Annotated in this window: 15 protein-coding genes and 1 rRNA gene; 6 read left to right on the forward strand and 10 right to left on the reverse strand. The window is 36.1% G+C overall.

Features of this window, described 5'->3' with window-relative positions; all coding sequences use genetic code 11:
• From ZA06_RS15455 to ZA06_RS15480, 6 genes are all read right to left on the reverse strand, one after another.
• Nucleotides 1–110: ribosomal RNA gene (locus ZA06_RS15455) — 16S ribosomal RNA — on the reverse strand; the annotation flags it as partial.
• A gap of 616 nt (nucleotides 111–726) precedes the next feature.
• Nucleotides 727–2694 (reverse strand): putative porin, encoded by a 1968-nt coding sequence (locus ZA06_RS15460; RefSeq protein ID WP_053978404.1) that lies wholly within the window; start codon nucleotides 2692–2694, stop codon nucleotides 727–729.
• A 212-nt stretch (nucleotides 2695–2906) separates the two neighbouring features.
• Nucleotides 2907–4802 (reverse strand): S8 family serine peptidase, encoded by a 1896-nt coding sequence (locus tag ZA06_RS15465; protein WP_053978405.1) that lies wholly within the window; start codon nucleotides 4800–4802, stop codon nucleotides 2907–2909.
• 224 nt (nucleotides 4803–5026) lie between these two features.
• Nucleotides 5027–5830 carry a hypothetical protein gene (locus ZA06_RS15470; protein ID WP_053978406.1) on the reverse strand — a complete coding sequence of 268 codons (804 nt, stop codon included), beginning with the start codon at nucleotides 5828–5830 and terminating at the stop codon, nucleotides 5027–5029.
• Between the two features lie 17 nt (nucleotides 5831–5847).
• Nucleotides 5848–7251 (reverse strand): RagB/SusD family nutrient uptake outer membrane protein, encoded by a 1404-nt coding sequence (locus ZA06_RS15475; RefSeq protein WP_053978407.1) that lies wholly within the window; start codon nucleotides 7249–7251, stop codon nucleotides 5848–5850.
• 11 nt (nucleotides 7252–7262) lie between these two features.
• Nucleotides 7263–10217 (reverse strand): SusC/RagA family TonB-linked outer membrane protein, encoded by a 2955-nt coding sequence (locus ZA06_RS15480; RefSeq protein ID WP_053978408.1) that lies wholly within the window; start codon nucleotides 10215–10217, stop codon nucleotides 7263–7265.
• A gap of 202 nt (nucleotides 10218–10419) precedes the next feature.
• Between ZA06_RS15480 and ZA06_RS15485 the strand changes: the two genes are divergently transcribed.
• From ZA06_RS15485 to ZA06_RS15500, 4 genes are all read left to right on the forward strand, one after another.
• Nucleotides 10420–11022, forward strand: coding sequence for a ribonuclease HII (locus ZA06_RS15485; RefSeq protein WP_053978409.1), 603 nt, complete (start codon nucleotides 10420–10422; stop codon nucleotides 11020–11022).
• Between the two features lie 118 nt (nucleotides 11023–11140).
• Nucleotides 11141–13567 (forward strand): DUF3352 domain-containing protein, encoded by a 2427-nt coding sequence (locus tag ZA06_RS15490; protein ID WP_053978410.1) that lies wholly within the window; start codon nucleotides 11141–11143, stop codon nucleotides 13565–13567.
• Between the two features lie 241 nt (nucleotides 13568–13808).
• Nucleotides 13809–14858 (forward strand): nucleoid-associated protein, encoded by a 1050-nt coding sequence (locus ZA06_RS15495; protein WP_053978528.1) that lies wholly within the window; start codon nucleotides 13809–13811, stop codon nucleotides 14856–14858.
• A 52-nt stretch (nucleotides 14859–14910) separates the two neighbouring features.
• Nucleotides 14911–15279 (forward strand): hypothetical protein, encoded by a 369-nt coding sequence (locus ZA06_RS15500; RefSeq protein ID WP_053978411.1) that lies wholly within the window; start codon nucleotides 14911–14913, stop codon nucleotides 15277–15279.
• A gap of 90 nt (nucleotides 15280–15369) precedes the next feature.
• Here the strand turns inward: ZA06_RS15500 and lipB are convergent, their stop codons facing one another.
• The 3 genes from lipB to ZA06_RS16825 form a co-directional block, all read right to left on the reverse strand.
• Nucleotides 15370–16086: a lipoyl(octanoyl) transferase LipB gene (gene lipB / locus ZA06_RS15505; RefSeq protein ID WP_053978529.1), complete on the reverse strand. Its 717-nt coding sequence runs from the start codon at nucleotides 16084–16086 to the stop codon at nucleotides 15370–15372.
• Nucleotides 16087–16088: 2 nt separating this feature from the next.
• Nucleotides 16089–16832, reverse strand: a complete 744-nt coding sequence (locus ZA06_RS15510; RefSeq protein ID WP_053978412.1) for a hypothetical protein — start codon at nucleotides 16830–16832, stop codon at nucleotides 16089–16091.
• 78 nt (nucleotides 16833–16910) lie between these two features.
• Nucleotides 16911–17069, reverse strand: coding sequence for a YqaE/Pmp3 family membrane protein (locus ZA06_RS16825; RefSeq protein ID WP_076663302.1), 159 nt, complete (start codon nucleotides 17067–17069; stop codon nucleotides 16911–16913).
• Between the two features lie 176 nt (nucleotides 17070–17245).
• On the opposite strand from ZA06_RS16825, the gene lysS reads away from it, so the two are divergent.
• Complete coding sequence (gene lysS / locus ZA06_RS15520) at nucleotides 17246–18937, forward strand: lysine--tRNA ligase (protein ID WP_053978414.1); 1692 nt, start codon at nucleotides 17246–17248, stop codon at nucleotides 18935–18937.
• A gap of 307 nt (nucleotides 18938–19244) precedes the next feature.
• On the opposite strand, the gene ZA06_RS17205 is transcribed toward lysS, so the two are convergent.
• Nucleotides 19245–19376 (reverse strand): hypothetical protein, encoded by a 132-nt coding sequence (locus ZA06_RS17205; RefSeq protein ID WP_262493456.1) that lies wholly within the window; start codon nucleotides 19374–19376, stop codon nucleotides 19245–19247.
• Between ZA06_RS17205 and ZA06_RS15525 the strand changes: the two genes are divergently transcribed.
• Nucleotides 19375–21729 (forward strand): zinc-dependent metalloprotease, encoded by a 2355-nt coding sequence (locus ZA06_RS15525; protein WP_240472320.1) that lies wholly within the window; start codon nucleotides 19375–19377, stop codon nucleotides 21727–21729. The genes ZA06_RS17205 and ZA06_RS15525 overlap by 2 nt on opposite strands.
• The last annotated feature ends 71 nt before the right edge of the window (nucleotides 21730–21800 follow it).

Consider the following 21800-nt stretch of genomic DNA (forward strand, 5'->3'; position numbering starts at 1 on the left):
ACGCACCCGTGCGCCACTCGTCAGCCACCGAAGTGCTGTTACCGTTCGACTTGCATGTGTTAGGCCTGCCGCTAGCGTTCATCCTGAGCCAGGATCAAACTCTTCATCGTTAAATCTTAAATATTATATAGACTTTCGAAACGGAATTTTCTGGTTCTCAAAATGGCTTGTTCTTTGTTCGACCGGATCTCATAAAAAGGTCCAATCTTACGCTGTCAATTCAATATGTTAATGAACTTGTCTTCTTTGTTTTCCCTAAGCTTATCGCTTAAGCGGGTGCAAATATAGAACCCTTTTTTGAAGCTCGCAACAGTTTCGGTTATTTTTTTAAAAGTTTTTTTTTCGTGGCGCAATCACCTCTCAAAACACTTATAACCGATACTCTCAATGAACTCCTCTCGCCTTCGCAGCACTCGCTGTTTTTGCGGCTGCAAATATACCGCCTTTTTGGATATCTGCAAGCCTTTTTTGAGGTTTTTGGAAAATATTTTGAAGCAAGGAGTTTAGAGGGCTGGAATTGAGGTGTTTGGATGTGGAAATATTTTATGGCTTATAGGAAGTAGCGTGTTGACCTTTTCCTATATGCATATGCATGCTACTATTATATATAGGGTATACCACAGGAATAAATTCAAAAGATCCCTTTGTCTTATATATAAAGGATGTCCTAAACAAAAAAGACATACCATATGGCATGTCTTTTAAATATTTCATAAATCACTTTTGCTATAAAAAGAAGTTCCAGACCAGACCAAAGCGAACAATAAAATCTCGATATGGATAATTGGGAGCGGAATAGAACTTATACCCAGTCCATGCTGAGTTGAAATGTTCTGCCTTCAAATATATCCTCATTGTTCTCACTTTTGCATTCACGAAAAAGTCAAGCATTGGAAAGTTTCCAATTTTAGTATCATTTTGAACATAGAATTCGGCAAGTAATGGATCGTAACCATTCATATTATATTCAGTGAAATACTTAAAGGTAATTCCGGTTTGTAAAAAGAGGGCTTTCTTTTTAAAGAAATGGTTGGAATAGTAAAAGGTATTTCTTGTGATGAATTGGGGTACGTTAAAAATATTATCACCATTCAATACATTTTGGTACATAAAGGTGTTGTCTAAGGCAAATTTTCCAAATCGAATTTCCCTATTGAGCTTCAATCTCAAATAATTTACTGTATTGTCAGTCTGGAATGGTTTAACGCCTTCAGTTACTTCATCCTTTGCGAAATAAGTATAATTCGTAATATTTGAATAATCAAAAGAGATATTAGCCAATTTTTCAGACTGCAATTCCACTGCTAATTGCTGTGTTTGCACATTGTCGAATGTACTGGAATTATCCCAATTGTAATTGAGATAGTCACTGTGATATAGCAAATAATTATAGTTAGGCGCCTTGGAACTAGAATTAAAAGAAGCACTAAACTTGATATCATCTGTAAAACTATAGTTTGCGGAACCCTTAAAGAAATTGCCATCTAAATCTCCTGAAACATTTATACCAAATTCCCCTAAAAAATTAAATTTACCAAAACTATTAGCGTAACTTCCTCCTGCCTCTAAAACATCACCCTTTAAACGATTGGTAATTGCATTGCCTTCCAAAATTACCAAAGCATCATATCCGTAATTATAATTGTAATAATCTACATTTACCTTAATATTACCCAATGTTTTCTCTTTGAAATGAACATAAAATCGATTTCTAAAATCTTCCAAGGTCACTTTGTCATTTATTTTGTTTGTCAAAAATGCTTCGCCAAAAAAATCGTTTCTGGAGCTTTGCACAAATTGATAATACTTATCCTCAAAGGAAATAAAATGCCCAACATAAAAGTTTGGCTTTTGAAGTGAATCATGAGCTTTCGTAATTTGATATTGGTGCTCTAGATGAAAACGCTTTCCTTCCAAAATATTTTCGGCATTTTCAAAAACAGGATCAAATACGGACCTATCCTTAAATTCCTTATTCCCCGATTCAAAATTAACCAAATCTATATCCCTTAAACCACCGTTTTCCTCATTCATTAAATCCTGCATGACAATATGCCCTCTCATTTTATAACGATTATTCTTGGTGGAATAATTGGTAACAAACCTAAAATTACCAGTGCTTGTAAGTTGATGCTGGTATTTCCCTAAAGAGCGTAAACCTTTATAGGCTAAAGTGAAGTTAAGCTGTTTAGAAGTGTTAACACTGAATAAGGCGTCCAACAAATGGCCTTGCTCAAAGACCGTTTTATAACATAACTCTGTAAATGGTGTGGCAACTTCGTAATAATAAATATCTTCAATTTCCATATAATTGAAATGTCTTGCCCTAGCTCCAAATACAGGCATCACATCTGTATTTGAAACATTATAACTTAGAGAATTGAATGTTTGCCCAGTATTCAAGAAATTGATACGTTCAAAATTATCCTTTCTTAGGTAATTAAACTTGTAGTCTTTTTTAATGGTAAGTGAGGTATCTACAAAAGTGGTGTCATTTTTATAGGACACCATTTTGTACATGTCGATGGTGGCAGATTTATCTTTTGACTTACTTTTTTTGTCTCCGTTTATATTGGCCTTTGTTGTATCAATAGATGTCCTTCCTTCATTAGCTAATGGCTTCTCAAATTTCTTGACCTGAGCACTCATTAAAGTCGTTACCAAAACAAAAACACTGAAAAGTAATTTCCTCATACCTGTAGTAAAATATGGAGCAAAAATAAGTATTTAAAACGAAAATAAAGTTAGAATATTATAGGCAAAACCAAGAGAACAATGTCTTGATATTCCTTCAAAATGATGTATCTCATGGAGTCAACAATAAAAAAACCGCAATAAGGAATTCCCTATTGCGGTTTTTTTTACTTAAAACTCAACTCTAAGTTAAGTTCTATTGCAACTAAAAATTATTCAATAACAATTTTCTTGTTAAAGGTTTGTGTACCATTTTCAACGTTCAAGAAATAAACACCAGTAGAAAACTCCTTAACATTAATAGTATGCAACAAACTAGAAGATTTTAAGCCTCCATGATAAACCATACGTCCATGAATATCATATAAACTAACTTTAGAATTGTTTTCTACAGAAGTTAATTTTAAATTGATAAAATCTTTAGCTGGGTTTGGCCAAACAGCGACATTTTGAATTTCGTTATCCTCAACCCCCAAAGTAGCATCTATTCCTGTTACGATTAAAGAAAAGTTTTGTAAACCTCCTTGCAAGGTTCCTTTATGAGAAACTGTGATAGTATACTCTCCACTTGCATTTGAAACTTCCACTTTTTCTACATTATCTACACTATTATCAGCTTTAGTGGCAGCATTTCCAGGAGATGCCACATTTAATTTCCAAGGATAATTAACTTCTGATCCTTTAGTTACTCTAACATCCAAATCATTTATCAACATTGCAATAGGATTATCTAACATCTCAGCTTGAGTCCCACTGAAAACATTTCCTTTAGGATCCGTCCAACAAACCGTTACTACCAAAGCCTCCCCTCCTAATGCAGTAACACTTGTAGAAAAAGTTTCGCCATTAGCAATTGATGTTTCAGATATTATTGAAGAGGCTCCCTCATTTGTAATAGCGTTTGCAGCTGCCTCTGCATTTAATAGTCCCCAACCAAATCTGTAATCAGGCCCATTTCCAAACCCTGCCTCATTAGCTGTGTGAATAGCCAAACCTTTAGCTGTAGCAGCCAACATATAATTATCGTTCAAGTTATGATAATGCTCCTGCAACAAAGCCAATGTTCCTGTAACACTTGGGGTAGCCATTGAAGTACCTTGAAAACTAGAATAGGCAGTATTACTTGTAGCTACAGAGGATAGCACAGCTACACCTTTAGCAACAATGTCCGGTTTAATTCTTCCATCATCAGTCGGCCCCCAGTTACTAAAATTACTCATGCTAACACTTAAAGAACTTGTATAATTGTTAACCTGATTAACAGCCCCAACAAGTAAGGCATTTTTAGACATGGTATGACCACATAACATATCATACCCTCCTTTATTGGTTGCCAATGCACTTGATGCTCTATCATTTCCTGCCGCAATAACCGGTAAATAATGAGGTGCATTATAAAGCAAATTATCCATATCCCTAGAATTACTATCATATTTACCAAACCAATATACAGGTACTTGTAACTCTCCAGCTTTATTAAATACAGCTGTTCCATAAGAGTGATTTGATAAAATCATTCCAGAAGCTGCTTCATTGGTCATTTCGGACAAATCATCCGCCCAATCATAAGCTATAATTGAAGCTTCATAGGCCATTCCTTTTGCGTCAGAATTAACTCCAGAAGCAATCATGGTACCCGCCACGTGAGTTGCATGGTTTGTTTCATCATTAGCCTGAGTAAACAATAAAAAATCCTTTTGATCAATTCTCCCAGTTAATTCCTGATGAGTTTTTCTTACAGCATCCCCTTCCCACAAGCCTAAGGTTAATCCATTACCTGAAAGATCTAAACCAAGTGAACCTCCTTCGTATAATTCATCTGCTTTAACTGTAGTAGCAGCGCCAGCATTAAAACTAGTAATATAGATAGGACTTCCATCAATACGTACACCTTTTAAAGTAGCATGTTTCCCATTAATGGATATAGTATCCGCATACTTTTTCCTAGCTTCCTTTAAAGATCTATCAGAAGAGATTTTAATTTTTTCTGATAATTCGATTAATTTTACCTTATCCTCTTGCTTTAGATATTTCTCTATACTCTTTGCATCTTGTGCCATCACACTAACTTGTGCTAAGATTAGAGCAATCAATGTAATTTTTTTCATTTTGTAGGTGTTTTTTTAAACCGGCCAAATATAACCTTATAGATCAGATAAAACAAAAAAGGAAGCCTTTTTAACGCTTCCTTTTTTGTTTCCAAATCTTTTAACAATAAATGTTACTAAACCGTTAATTACATCCTATAGTAAATTTTATAAACTTAATTTTAAACATAAAAAAGCCAGAAAATCTATCAACTTTCTGGCTTTTCATTATCTGTATCTTGATTTTAATAAAGAGCTAATTCAACCTCTACATTAAAAGGCTGGGTGAATAAGCCTTGTGTCAAACTTAGATAAATAGTTCCTGTAGCTTGATTATACTCACCAGTACTATCTTCATCACCAGCAACTGCATTCGTAGTTGTAGGCGTTACATCCACACTAAAATCACAACCTATTTGGATAACAACAGGATAATAATACTGCCCTAAGTAATCATCAGACCCTGTGGCCGCAGCTACAAACTCTCCCCAAGCATTATCAACAGCATACTCATTCAATCCGCCTGTTGGCACTAACTCTCCTTCAAAGTTATTAACCAACGATGTACCAATATAAGCAGAGCCATTAAATGATGTTCCAGGGATATCAATCAAACAATATTGATTTAAGCTTAAAAGATAGGTATTGTCAAAACCAGCAACTTCACCTTCCTGCATATCAACTAAATCTATCGCTAATGTTGACCCATCTGTTGAGATGGCATCAAAATTTCCATAAACTTCAATATAGCCAAGATATTCATTTGCAGGAATAGTAAATGTATATGACTTAAACTCATATTGATCAGGTGTTGCAGTAGTTAAACCTTCATTCACAGCCACTGTAAATGTTCTATCTGAAGAAGAAGCTTTTGTAACCCCAACAACTATCTGAGTACTTGATTCAGCAGTATCTTCAACAAAAAACTTACTGGAAGTACTTTCGGTAAAATATAATAAACTGTTACCATTATATACTTCCGCCTCTTGCTCCTCACACGAAGTCAAGAAAAGCGAAAATATAGACAGTATAAATAAATACTTTTTCATTTTTTTATTCTTAAAAATTAATATTGATTGTTTTGTTGAATAACATCATTGGCAAAAATTTCCGCTGACGGAATAGGCAATGCCATTCTGTAATCAGTAGCATCTAATGCACAAGGGTCAGCAGCTTGAGAACAATCGTCAGCATTTCTGTTTACACCCAATCCATATCTTCTTAAATCAAAAGATCTATGCCCTTCGAATGCCAATTCAAAACGTCTTTCTCCTAAAATGTCATTAACTGCGTTACTTACATTAGTATAAGATACAGTTACTGCTTCCCCTCCAGGTACTACACGAGCATTTCTTAAAGTTTGTACATCTGCCGCAGCTAAATCTAAAGATCCAGTTCTAGCATAAGCCTCTGCTCTAATTAAATATTGCTCACCAGTTCTGAAAACTTTAATATCGTTAAGACCAAAATTAGCATCTGAACCTAGATATTTACCAACCATAAGGTTATTTTCATCAAAATTAGCAACATCAATATTTACATAAGTTCTAATATCATTTGTGAAACCATTTTGAGCCATATGATAGTACAAGCCATAAGATAAGTTAAAAAACACATCTCCGTTAGTATCTGTAAACAAAGTTCCTACAGAACCATCACCAGTAGTTCTAGCTAATTTAAAAACAACTTCCGTTTCCACTTGATCTGTAAAAACTCCCTGAAACTCAGACGATGTAGCCAAAGGGGATGCATTAATTACTTGAGTCGCAAAGCTAATAGCCGAAGCATAATCCTTTTCATATAAAGCAACTCTTGCTCTTAAAGCAGCAATACCAGTTTTAGTGAATCTTGTATTATCTGTATAAGATGCACTCAACAAATTATAGGCTTCTGCTAAGTCAGTTTTTACAAAACCAAACACCTCGCCTACAGTATTTCTAGGGAATTGCTCAAAAACATAAACACCATCAATGATTGGCACAGCTAAAGAAGCTGATTCGTAATCTTGCGCATACAATCTCATCAAATCAAAATGTTGCATTGCTCTAATAGCCAAACATTCAGCTTTAATTCTTTGCATTGTAGCTTCTTCCTCTTCATTTAAAGGAGAAATTTTATCAATTGCCTCCAATAACCTGTTCGTTCTTGCAATAACGTTGTACATATTACCCCATAAACTTCCTACTTCATCAGTCCCTGGGTTGATAGACCATCTATGTACCTGAATTCCTTGTCCTCTATTTGTTTCACCAATTCTACAGTCATCTGAAAAACGTGATGACCAACCAATGATATTAGAACCAGATATACCAGCATAAACACCGTATACACCTCTTTCTAAATCGTCAACATTCGTAAAAGAATTTTCCTCTAAAATTTCATCATCTGGATCTACATTGTATGCATTCTCACAAGAATAAGCAAAGCCAAGGAGTAGAGCCAACAATAGATATTTTGATATTTTTTTCATATTATTTTTTTTTAAAATTTAAGATCCAATCCAACTGTAAAAATTCTTGGTGTTGGATACTCATACTGTGCAATATTGTTACTATCCTCTGGATCGAAACCAGTAAACTTAGTCCAAGTATATAAGTTTTGACCTTGAGCGTACACTCTTAATCCAGTGATATATCCAATGCTATCAATATATCTTTGTGGTAAATTATAAGCTACCGTTAAATTTCTCCACTTTGTAAATGAAGCGTCTTCAATATCCTTAGAAGAGAATTCTCTATTATACAAGTAACTTTGTACTTCTGTAATATCTCCAGGTTGTTGCCACATATCTAACATGATTGTTGACAAGTTATACTGAGCAAAGTTAGGGTTTTCTTGGAAGAATGTTTGGTTGTTAAATCTATAATAATCAGCGGCAAAACTAAACAAAGTAGATACCTCAAATGCTTTGTACTTCAATTTAGCACCAAAACCACCAGTCCAAACTGGGTTATAACTTCCAAAGTCAGCTACTGAGTTAGCTTCACTATATACATTGGTTACATTTCCATCAATATCATAATACAATGGCTCACCATTTGCTGGGTTAACTCCTGCCCATTTTACAATATAATGAGAACCTAAAGGTAAACCTTCTCTAATAATTGAAGTTCCTTGTTCAAATTGGCTAACTTGTCCTAAATCCAAGATTTCGTTCTTGTTATAGTTGAAGTTACCATTTACCTCAAACTCAAAATCATTAGTTCTAACAAGAACCCCAGTTAAACTTACATCAACACCTGCATTTCTCATAGAACCTGCATTAGCTTGGATACTAGATACTCCAGAAGAAGCTTGAGACAAGTTATAAGTTACAAATAAGTCTGTAGTTTTATTATTATAGTACTCAACTGTACCAGACAATCTGTAATCAAATAAATCATAATCAATACCAACGTTAAATTGGTTAGAAGTTTCCCATTTCAAATCCTCATTTCCAATTCTTCCAAAAGCAATACCTGTATTTCCATTATAAGAAGTTTGACCATATTCGGTAGCATAAGCAAAATCAGCTACTGCGTTTTGGTTACCTGAAGTACCATAACTTGCTCTAAGTTTTAAATTGTTGATTGTTCTATTACCTGACAAGAAGGCTTCATTAGAAATATTCCATCTACCAGCAACAGAATAAAATGTCCCCCATTGATTCTCATCTGAAAATTTAGAAGAAGCATCTCTTCTCAAAGAAACATCTAAACCAAAACGACCATCATAATCATAATTTGCAACACCAAAATATGAAAATAAACCACGCTCAGTTACAGAACCACCTACTGAAGGAATTAACTCATTTTCAGGAGTACCTTCACTAATACCTGCTGGAACTCCTGGCAAGGTAGGGTTGATACCATAACCAGTAAAACTACTAGATCTAGCATGTGTTTTTACGTACTCCATAAATACCCCTGCAGTAAAATTGTGCTTGTTTGCGAAAGTATTTTCATACATCAATCTTGTTGTAGATGTAATATTTGCATAATAACTATTAGCCTCTGTATAGAATCCTGCAAATCCAGGCTCAGTAATACTACCATAATAAGTTGAAGGGTCAGCAAATCTAAAAGTATTATCTTGACTATAATCAACCCCCAAATCTGTACGCGCACTAATATTCTTAAACAATTCTCTTTCTGCAAAACCAGAACCTACAAATCTGATCTGCTTGTTCTCTCTCCCGTTTACATGAAGATTCTCCAAGGCATTAGCACCTACATTACCATTACTTGTGTTATAACTTCCATCTTCTTTGTAAGGAGTATAGTAAGGAGAAGCCAAGTATACAGCTGCATAAGGGTTTTGCAATGTAATTGAGCTTTCTGAGTCAATCAAATCTGATATAGCATAAGCCACTAATGTATTCAAACCAATCTTAGTTTTGTCATTAGGTCTTACTTCATAGTTGTTACGTAAAGTAAAGCGTTTCAGGTTTGATCTATCAGCTATACCTTCTTGATCGAAGTAACTAATGCTGCTATAAAAACGAGATTTTTCAGAACCTCCAGTCATCGCTAATTCATGACTTACAGTTTGACCTGTTCTAAAAAAGTAATCTTCCCAATTAGTATTGGTTTGAGATAACTCAGCAATTTCTGCATCAGACAAGCTTGCCCCCGTACCTCTACCCACTAACTTTTGAAAGTTAAGCAATTGAGAAGAATTCATTAAATCAAAACGAGAGTTCCCAACATGAGAAACCCCGTACTGAGTTCTATATGTAAAACGTGTCTTTTCACCAAAAGCTCCTTTTTTAGTAGTAACAACAATTACCCCATTAGCTCCTCTAGAACCATAAGGTGCTGTTGCACTAGCATCTTTAAGAATAGAAATGTTTTCAAAATCATTAGGGTTGATAGCGGCAAAATCTCCTGCAGAAACTTGAATACCATCTATAATATACAACGGATCATTACTTCCATTGATAGACCCATTACCTCTAATTCTTACTCTAGCAGATGCTCCTGGTTGACCAGAACCAGCAGAAATCTGAACCCCTGGCGCCTGACCTTGTAGAATTTGATCAAAAGAAGCCAACGGTACTTGTTCAATAGCCTCTGCATTTACAACAGAAACCGCCCCAGACACTTTAGTTTTGTCTTGGGAAGAATACCCTACTACCACAACTTCTTCTAACGCAGCAATATCTTCCTGCATTGAAACATTTATAGAATTACTTGTGCCTACTACAATTTCAACAGCTTTCATACTAACAAATGAAAACACCAAAGTTTCACCTACATTTGCGGTAATAGTATAATTACCATCAAAGTCAGTTTGAACACCTCTAGTAGTTCCTTTTACAATTACATTTACACCAGGCAATGGCAAGCCATCTGCTTCTGATATAACTGTTCCAGTGACCGTTTTTTCTTGCGCGAAAGAAAACTGCATCACTAACGCCATAAATAGCGTCATTAACCATGTTAACTTTAATTTCATAAAACAATTATTTGAGTTAGTCTTGCGCAAACATCATAATTAAATATTAAATAAACAAGTTATTTTATTAAAATAATGTTAACACTCAACACTCTCAAAACCAGCATAAACACTGGTCCTATTAAAATAATTATTCATAAAAATTTAAATTATAATTACATTTATTCAGAACAAAATATAATATCATTAAAATTTTAACATTTTGACTCTTAAATCTAATTTTTCAAAATTCTCAATAGAATGTGGAACCGATGAAGCTGGCCGTGGTTGTTTGGCAGGACCTGTAACAGCCGCTGCCGTTATTTTACCTTCTAACTTAAAAAACGATTTGATAAATGATTCAAAAACTCTTACAGAGCACAAACGACTGCTTCTTAAACCTGTTATAGAAGAAAAGGCTGAAGCATTTGCCTTTTCCCATATTTGGCCCGACGAGATAGACAGCATCAATATTCTGAACGCCTCCATATTGGCGATGCACAAAGCAATTGAGCAATTGCATACTCAACCAGAATTCATCATAGTGGATGGCAACAGATTCAAACCTTTTAAGGATATTCCTTTTGAAACAATTATCAAGGGAGATGGTAAATACCTAAGTATCGCAGCTGCTTCAATTATTGCCAAAACGGAACGCGACGCCTATATGGATAAAATCCATGAAGAATTCCCAATGTACAATTGGAAAAAAAACAAAGGTTATCCCACCAAAGAACACAGAGAAGCCATTAGAAAATATGGCATTACCAAATACCACAGAAAATCTTTTAGGCTACTGCCTGAACAATTAAAATTTGAACTATAACTGAAAAAATTAACCTTACCTATATATAATGGTATACACCTAAAACGGTGAATCACTTTTTTTGATTCTGTTTCAGTATATTTGCCTTGAAAAGTCCATTTTCTCAAAACCCCTCTTAATGAAATACGTTTTTGCAAGTCTCCTGATCCTGCTTTTTTTTAGCTGCGATTCAAACTATACCAAGCAGACCAAATTAAGCCACCTAATTCCCGAAAACACCAGTGTTGTTCTAAAAACATCAAACCTTGGCAATCTGAGAAGCAATTTTAAAAACAATGATTTAATTGAAGCACTTTCAGAAAACAAAAATACCAAGAGCTCTTTCAAACACCTTGAATTTTTAAAACACCTCAACACAGACAACCCTGTATTAATTTGTTTCAGCTCCAACCCTAAAGACAGTTTAGGCGTTACGTTAATCACCAAAAACACCCCTACCTTAATAAAATTCGATTCCCTAACAAAACATAAAGACGAGGTTCTCAAAACCAAAAATAGAACCATCCATAAAACCACGGTAGAAGATCAGATATTTTACAGCACCATTATTGACAGCATATTGTTTGCTTCCAATTCTAAAGAAACCGTTGAATTGGCCACCCCAAAACCAATCACCGATTTAGAATTTCAAAAAGCGTTAAATGCTTCATCAAACGACAAAACGGTTTCTGCTATTTTCACATCCAACAAGCAATTCCCTACTATTTTTCAATCGGAAGAATTGTCTAAAGCAAAACTCTCAGACTACCTCATGGTAGACCTAACCATGTCCCAAGACGACGTTAACTTAAACGGAATCACCAAAGCTCTGGATTCTACCAAAAGTTTGATTAACATTTTCAAAAATACCATTCCCCAAGAAAACAAAATAAGCCACGTATGCCCGCCTGGAACAGAGGCTTTTTTGAGTTTCACCTTCAATAACTATAAAACTTTTCACGAACAACTAGAGCTGTTTTCTAAAAGAGATTCCATAACAATACAAAATCCTCTTTTTGAAAACATCAATGAAGTTGGTGCTATTGACGAAAATGGCTCTAAAGCAATATTCTTAAACTCTATAGACCCAACTTCCACTTTGGAACATTTAAAAGAAAATACCTTAGTAGAAACCTATAGAAACATTTCCATTTACACATTTGGGCAACCGGATGTATTCAAAAAAGAATTTTACCCTCTTATTACTTTTGACACAGCAAGCAACTTCATCAATTTGGATGACTATTTTGTGTTTAGCGACAGCATCGAATTACTAAAAGAGTTTATTGCCAATTACCAAAACGACCATACCCTTTCCTCTGAAAGTTATTACCAAAACCTTACAACACAACTAAGCGATGAATCATCCTTACTATTATATGGTAACAACAAAGCATTGCTTTCAGTTTTAAAACAAAACTTTTCCGAAGATTTAGCTATAGATGCAGACAACTATAAAGCCTCTGCCCTACAATTTATTTATGACACGGATTTTGCCCACGTAAATGCTGTCATAAAAAAGCACAAAGCCAAACAAAGCTCCAACGACATTTCAGAGGAGTTCACCATTACCTTAGACAACGACCTTTTAACCACACCACAATTTATCACCAACCACATTACCAAACAAAAGGACATTGTGGTACAGGATATCAAAAACAATCTATACCTCATTTCCAACGAAGGAAAGATCTATTGGAAGAAACAACTTCAGGCTAAGATCCTAGGTAAAATAGAACAGATTGACATGTACAAAAATGGGCGTCTTCAACTGGCGTTTGCCACACCAAACAGAATTTATGTAATAGCCAGAAACGGTAAGGATGTATCGCCATTTCCATTAAATTTTAAAGACAAAATCACCCAACCTCTATCGGTTTTTGATTACGACAAAAAGAAAAACTATAGATTGATGGTGACTCAAGGAAAAGAGGTATTGATGTACGACCAAAAGGGAAAAACTGTTAACGGCTTTACATTCAATAAGGCCAAGAATACCATCTCTTCGCAACCACAACACTTTAGAATAGGAAGAAAAGACTACATTGTGTTTGCTGAAGGAACTACTCTAAAAATTTTGGACCGTGTTGGAAAAACCAGAATTAAAGTGAACGATGCCATCAATTTTTCCGATAACAGCATTTACTTATACGAAGATAAATTCACCACAACCTCCACTAATGGAGCCTTGGTACAGGTAAATCAAAGCGGTAAAATGAACAGTGCCAACCTCAACCTGAATGAGTCGCACAAAATTGACGCCACCAGCAAAACCTTTGTGACACTTTCTGAAAACAAACTGAACATCAAATCACATCCTATTGAATTGGATTACGGCGAATATACGGCTCCCAAAATCTTTTATGTAAATGACAAGATTTACGTCTCCGTAACCGATTTGCAGTCCAAAAAAGTATACCTGTTTGACAGCCAAGGAAAGGCCATCCCTAACTTTCCAATTTATGGAAATTCAGCAATAGATCTAGATTCAATTGATAAAGACAAAAATGTTGAAATAGTCACCAAAGGAGACTCCAACAGTTTGATTATCTACAAAATAAATTAAAGACATTAAGGATTATATTATAAAACAAGTAAAAGTTCTATTTGCAATCACGGCCAAAATTTTGTATATTTCACTTTATTACAATTAGTTATACAAACACCAAAAGTATAATCTTATACGCCAAGACAGCCGAATTATAGTCCCCTCGGATTAAACGCCAAAGTTTTCTTTGGCGTTTTTTATGATCTAATCTCTTCAATTTTTAGTAGTATTGCAGCTTGAAAATTCAGAGTTCCAAATCATGATCAAACGCACAAAAGCTTCTATATCAAAATGCATCATCCACAAGGTGGGCAATAAATTCAACAGCACCAAAAATGCTTTTTCAGAAAACCTTTTAGACTTTGACGAAGTTAGCTACGAACTACTGCTCCCCTATTTACTTCGCCCTTTTGGATCTATTGCAGAGACCTATCGTTTCAATCACCATTCCAATATAGAATTGAATGAAATAAACAGTTACGCTTCTCAACTTTTGGCAGACGACACAGATTTTATTGACGTTTCAAAACATGTAGTCAACCATTTGTTTGAGCAATCCAATTCGGCACAAATAAAAACTGGAGATGTCATTGTTTGCATGTTTCACGACATCCAGTACGAAGACTATACAACAGACGCCGTGGGAATTTTCAAAATTGAAAACAAAACCAACTTTTTCCAGACCTATATGGAAAATGGCAGCTACGACATTTATGTACAGTCTGGGATTCAAACTAAAAAAGTAGACAAAGGTTGTTTGATCCTGAACGCTGCAGACGCCGAAGGTAAAATTGTGCTGAGTGTAGACCATAACAACTACGACACCCAATATTGGATCAAGAGTTTTTTAAATGTAAAATACCCTGATGATTCCAATGAACACACCAAAAACTACATCGAGATGTGCCGTGAATTTTCAAAGGAAGTGGTACAGCCTAATTTTGGAGGACAGGAACACAGTAATTTCTTGGCCAAAACAGTAGATTTCTTTAAGGAACGTGAAATCGTAAATGTTGAAAATTTTAAGGAAGAAGTCTTTGAAGAAGAAAAACATAGAACTTTGTTTGACGACTTTAAAAAGGACTACGAAACCGATCACAACATCGTAATCCGTAACCAATTCGACATTTCCGAAGTGGTCCTTAAAAAGCAAAAGCAAAAAATTAAAAGCGAAATCAAACTAGATACCAACATTCAAATTAAACTGGATATTGATGCGCCCGATGCTTCAGAGGATTATTTAGAACGCGGTTATGACGAAGCCAAAAAAATGCACTATTACAAGGTATTTTTTAACAAAGAATTCTGATTTTATTCTATGTATATTCTGTAAATTTGCACCCGATTTTAATACTATAATTATGAAAAATGCAGTTTACACCTTAATTTTTGCGTTATTTTTAAATTTTAACAGTTTTAGCGCAACGTCTAACATTCAAGATTCAGTAGTGATAGGAGATGTTCTAACCATCAACACTCCCGAAAGTCAAACTTTTAAAGATATTGATTTTCCAAAACTTAATCTCGTTGTCAAACGTGGTGGAGTTGCCTCTTACAATAGTGTAGATAACGTTCCCGTAGTAGTGTCTGAAATTAAGGCAGATAAAAACGGAAACACCATTGTGGTACTGAAAAGACAAGATGGCAAAAAATTCTTCAACCAATACAAAGAAGTATCGGCCAATTTACAAGATGCTTTGGCTTCTGGAGAATTGAGCGTAATTAAATAAGCTTATAATTTAGGCCCCTTATCTATAAAAAACCCCAAAGGACTCTTGAGGACTTTGGGGTTTTCTATTTTAAAAATATATTATTAAGATTTACAACGTAAAGGGCATCGTACTCAATTCCGCCTCAAAAAGCTGTTGAAAATGTTTCAGAAGCTTTTCCTTGACTTCATTTTCATCGACTTCTTTAAGGCCTAATTCAACATTTAATGAGGTTACTGCTTTCCCTTTGATACCGCAAGGGATGATATTATCAAAATACCCCAAATCTACATTCACATTCAAAGCAAATCCATGCATTGTCACCCAACGGCTAGCCCTTACTCCCATAGCACAAATTTTTCTGGCAAACGGAGTTCCTACATCCAACCAAACACCTGTTTCGCCTTCGCTTCGTTCTGCCTTTAAGCCATACTCATCTAAGGTAAGGATTACCATTTCTTCAAGGAATCTAAGATACTTATGGATATCTGTAAAGAAATTGTCCAAATCCAAAATAGGGTATCCTACAATTTGTCCTGGTCCATGGTAGGTAATATCGCCTCCTCTATTGATTTTATAAAATGTAGCTCCTTTAGCCCTTAACTGCTCCTCATTTAACAAAAGATTGGCCAAGTCACCACTTTTCCCCAAAGTATACACATGCGGATGCTCTACTAACAATAAATAATTGGGAGTAGGCTCATTGCTTGCCTCCCGCCTATTTTTAATTTTTAAATCGAGAATACTTTTAAAAAGTGACTCTTGATAATCCCAAGTGTCATTATAATCCTTTAATCCTAAATCCTGTATTTGTACTACTTTGTTCAAACTCATTTCTCTAATATCACTTCTAGATTCAACGCTTCTGGGTTCTTTAGATATTCCATAAATCGAAACTCTACCGTTACAGTTTTTCGGTCGTCGCTAAACAAGGCCGCTTCATTGGAAACAGATTTGATGGGACGTGGAAAATGATAGTTCAACTTATAGGTTGAAGACTCATACACCATGGCCATTTCACTCAAGCTATCCACCATTTGTTGATGCAATTCTTGATTGATAATCTTGGATTTCCTAGTAAATTTTCTACCATTATAACTGTATTTCAATTCCGAAGTTTCTTGTTCTAAAGAAGAAAACTTATTGTTTCCACCAGCTCCCTTTTCGTCTCCCATTGCCTGCATTTTGGTCATGGCTGCAAACATGTCCTGTAATTCGTCTACATCCTTAAAATTGGTAAACAGATCGAACTTCATGGTTTTTGAAGAGGGATCCATAAGCATGTGCATAGAATAGTTTTCCAAACCCTTCAACACCTCTTGCTGTTCCTTGGACAATTTGGAAATGCTGTCCTTCCTCTCTTCCAAAAGCTCTTTAAACGTAAAGGTAGAATCTACTTTTTCCTCGCTTTCTTTGGTCAATTCATCCCCTGTCATTTTCATCATTTCAGAAGCATCAAAGGTAAATTCCATTTTTCCAGAACCATTTTCGTAGATATAGATGTTCTCGGAAAATTCGCAACTCGTTGCAGTAGTCAATAGAATCCCCAAAAGGACCCAAATAATTTTGTTCATTGGTAAAAGTTTAGATTGCCCTACAAAGATACATTATAAAAGGCACAAACCTTTACATCAAAGCCCTACAATCTACTCCTACCTTTTTGGATTGTTAACAATTACCAAGGCGGCAATCACTCCAGGGACCCAACCGCACAACCACAATAAAAACACGATTAAAACAGAACCACAGCCTTTATCCAAAACAGCCAAAGGTGGGCAAATTATGGATATCAAAACTCTCCAAATACTCATTTAAAAAAATTATAATTATTACACCCTATCTGTCTTGCAAGACTATGCATTCGTTACACGTCCTTTTCCTTTTATTTCTTAATATTTCGCTAAATTTTTCTATCCAAAAATTCAAACTGAAAGTTGTATGCTAATTTTGGCAAATAATGTAATTTTGCAGTTCAAAATTTATTAGCATGCAACTTTCAGAACAAGAACTCGTAAGAAGAGAGAAATTAACCAAACTTCGTGAATTGGGAATCAATCCCTATCCTGCCAACCTCTACCCTGTAGACCACACGTCTAAACAGGTGAAGGAGAATTTTGAAGAAGGCAAAAAAGTGGTGGTAGCTGGTCGATTAATGTCCATGAGAGTTCAAGGAAAAGCATCCTTTGCACAGCTTCAGGATTCTGAAGGAAAAATACAAGTGTACTTCAACAGAGACGAAATCTGTCCAGGTGAAGACAAAACCAAATACAACGAAGTCTTTAAAAAATTATTGGATTTTGGAGATTTTATAGGAATTGAAGGTAAATTGTTCCTTACACAAGTAGGCGAAAAAACCATTATGGTAAAAGACTTTACCGTATTGAGCAAGTCCTTAAAACCATTACCACTTCCTAAAGAAAAAGATGGTGTGGTATATGATGCCTTTACAGATCCGGAACAACGTTACAGACAACGTTACGCCGATTTAGTGGTAAATCCACAAGTGAAAGAAGTGTTTGTAAAGCGCACCAAACTCTTCAATGCCATGCGTCAGTTTTTTAACGACTCTGGCTATTTTGAGGTAGAAACTCCTGTATTGCAACCTATTCCGGGTGGTGCAGCAGCGAGACCGTTTATCACGCACCACAACTCTTTGGACATTCCATTGTACATGCGAATCGCCAACGAGCTTTACCTAAAACGTCTGATTGTTGGTGGGTTTGATGGTGTATATGAATTCTCCAAAAACTTCCGTAACGAAGGAATGGACAGAACCCACAACCCAGAATTTACGGCTATGGAAATTTATGTAGCCTATAAAGATTATAACTGGATGATGGATTTCTGTGAACAACTGTTGGAGCACTGCGCCATCGCCGTAAACGGAACTACAGAAGCTACCTTTGGAGAGCACAAAATAAACTTCAAGGCACCGTACAAACGCGTAACCATGGCCGATTCCATTAAGGAATTTACAGGCTTTGACATCACAGGAAAATCTGAAGATGAAATACGAGCTGCCGCCAAAGGCATGGGTATTGAAGTAGATGATACCATGGGTAAAGGAAAATTGATCGATGAGATTTTTGGTGAGAAATGTGAAGGTAACTACATTCAGCCAACCTTCATTACAGACTACCCAAAAGAGATGAGCCCATTGTGCAAAGAGCATAGAGAAAATCCTGAGTTGACAGAGCGTTTTGAATTGATGGTATGTGGTAAGGAAATTGCCAATGCCTATTCAGAGTTGAACGACCCTATCGACCAAAGAGAACGTTTCGAACACCAATTGAAATTGGCCGAAAAAGGAGACGACGAAGCAACGCAGTTTATCGACTTCGACTTCCTAAGAGCTTTGGAATACGGAATGCCTCCTACATCTGGAATGGGAATTGGAATGGACCGTTTGATCATGTTCTTGACCAACAACCAATCCATCCAAGAAGTACTGTTCTTCCCGCAAATGAAACCGGAAAGAAAAGGACCAGAAATGAACGAGGAGGAAAAAGCTCTGTTCGAACTTTTAAAAGCAGAATCTCCTATAGACTTAAACACCTTAAAAGTGAAGTCTGGATTGAGCAATAAAAAATGGGACAAAACCATTAAAGGTCTTACCAAACATGGTGTGGCCAAAGTAAACAAAACTGAAGAAGGACTTTTTGTAGAAGCCGTTAGCTAACATCCGGCCTCAACATCAAATTGTCCACGAAAAAGAACCGTTCCCCAATGCGGTTCTTTTTTTATGCCTATACGTCAGGCCTTATCTCCCTGAAACCAATCATGCTTTAGCGTTACACTCTAATATTTCAAATAAAAAATTAAGATAATTCTGATAAATCCTCCCTGAAAAGCACATTTTAATTACATTAGTAACAGTTATTTATCTTAGTTAAAAAAATATTAAAACCCAATTGGTATTTAACACTTTATACGCTAAACCTTATTTTCACGCAATCAATTTAAAACAGCTATATTTTGAGAAATTTTTACCTTAAACTACTTCCAGTGATGTCGGCCTTCATGGTCATGACATGTTCCTCCACAAAAGAAGTTAGCAAATCTAAGGCTACAGTATCTTCTGGGCCAGTATCGTCTCCAGAGAAATCTAATGGAGACATGAAACCTTATGATAAAGTAATTACAAGCAGTGCAAAAACTGACAAAGGTCTTTTTACTGTCCATAAAATAGACGAAAACTATTTTTATGAAATTCCAGATTCCCTTTTCGAACGCGAAATGCTTATGGTAACCCGTATTGCAAAAACAGCCAGCGGACTAGGCTTTGGTGGTGGCAAGCAAAATGAGCAGGTGTTACGCTGGCAAAAAAAGGACAAAAAAGTATTGCTCCGCGTGGTTTCCTATAACGTGGTAGCAGCTGATTCGTTACCAGTACACGAAGCGGTAGTAAATTCCAATTTCGAACCGGTTCTTTACACCTTTCCTATAAAAACGATCGGTAAGGATTCTACCTCAACCGTGATTGATGTTACTGATCTATTTGAAAAAGATGTAAAAGCCATCGGACTTCCTGAAGGCACTAGAAAACGTTATAAGGTCACAAGATTGGAAAGTGACAAATCCTATATTGAAAGCGTTAAAAGTTACCCTAAAAACCTAGAGGTAAGACATGTAAAAACCTATAACGCCGGAAACCCTCCTTCCAACTCAAGTACAGGAACCATTTCTATTGAATTGAGCAATTCGATGATTTTGTTACCTGAAATCCCAATGAAACGTCGCTATTTCGACGAGCGCGTTGGTTGGTTTACCACCTCGCAAACCGATTACGGCCTGGAAGCTCAAAGAAGTAAAGATGTGGAGTTTTTGGATCGTTGGAGATTGGAAGTAAAAGATGAAGACATCGAAAAATTCAACCGTGGTGAATTAGTGGAGCCTAAAAAGCAAATTGTATACTATATCGATCGTGCCACTCCAGAAAAATGGAGAAAATACATTAAGCAAGGGATTGAAGATTGGCAAGTAGCCTTTGAAGCCGCCGGTTTTAAAAATGCTATCATTGCCAAAGACCCTCCAACTCCAGAAGAAGACCCAGAGTGGAGCCCTGAGGACGTTCGTTATTCTGTAGTGCGTTACTTGGCCTCCCCTATTCCAAATGCCAACGGACCACACGTAAGTGACCCAAGAACCGGTGAAATTTTGGAAAGCGACATTAACTGGTACCACAACGTAATGTCCTTATTGCGAGGTTGGTTTTTTGTTCAAACAGCTGCCATCAATCCAGACGCCCAATCACCTGAGTTTAAGGATGAAGTCATGGGGCGCTTGATTCGTTTTGTATCTTCTCACGAAGTTGGGCACACCTTAGGATTGCCTCACAACTGGGCCAGCAGCGTTGCCTATCCGGTTGAAAAACTGAGAGATCCAGAATTCACAAAAAAATACAGCACTGCTCCTTCCATTATGGATTATGCGCGTTTCAATTATGTAGCACAACCTGAAGATGGCGATGTAGCCTTGATGCCTAATATTGGAATCTATGATAAATACGCTATTTCTTGGGGATACCGCCCAATCTTAGGTAAAACCGCTGAGGAAGAAAAAGCAACTTTAGACCAATGGATTTTGGAGCACGCAGGAGATCCTTTATACCGTTTCGGTCACCAACAAGTGGGTGACATCGTGGACCCAAGTTCCCAAAGAGAAGATTTGGGAGACGATGCAATTTTAGCTAGTGAATATGGAATTAAAAACTTAAAAAGAATTGTTCCTAACTTAATTAAATGGACTTCAGAACCAGGTGAGGATTATTCCGATTTGGATGAAATGTACGGTCATGTGGTATCGCAGTATAAGCGTTACATGGGCCATGTGTCTGTTAATATTGGAGGTGTTTATGAATACTACAAAACTTCAGAACAAGAAGGTCCCGTGTACATACCAGTTCCTAAGGAACACCAAAAGAACGCCCTTAAATTTGTAAACGAGCAATTGTTTGCAACTCCTGAATGGCTAATTGACAAAGATATCTTTGGTAGAATAGAATATTCTGGAGCTGTGGAGCGTATCAGAAAACTGCAATCTGATATCTTGGACGACATTTTAAGTTTGGGTAGAATGCAACGCTTGATTGAAACACAAACGCTATATGGAAATTCTGCCTATGCCTTAACCGATATGATGAAAGACTTGAGAAATGGTGTTTGGAGCGAATTGAAAAGTGGAAAGTCCATTGAAACCTACCGACGCAACTTACAACGTGCACACATTGATAGATTAGCCTATTTAATGACGGCCGACAGTCAAAAGAAAGCACCTACCTTTGGAGGCTATCAAAAATCGACGGCTGTCACTACAAGTCAATCGGATATTAGAGCGGTTGTAAGAGCAGAATTGAAGTCTTTGGAAAGTGCCATTAAATCTGGTTTAAACAGAACCAACGACCAATTGAGCAGAATTCATTTGCAAGATGCCCTAGAGCGTATCGATGCTATTTTGAATCCTAAATCGTAAACAAAGAACATATTCAAAATAAAAAAGCTTCAGAAGTAACTCTGAAGCTTTTTTTGTGTTTATATAAATTG

The sequence above is a fragment of the Mangrovimonas xylaniphaga genome (genome assembly GCF_001280435.1).
Taxonomy (GTDB): Bacteria; Bacteroidota; Bacteroidia; order Flavobacteriales; family Flavobacteriaceae; genus Mangrovimonas_A; species Mangrovimonas_A xylaniphaga.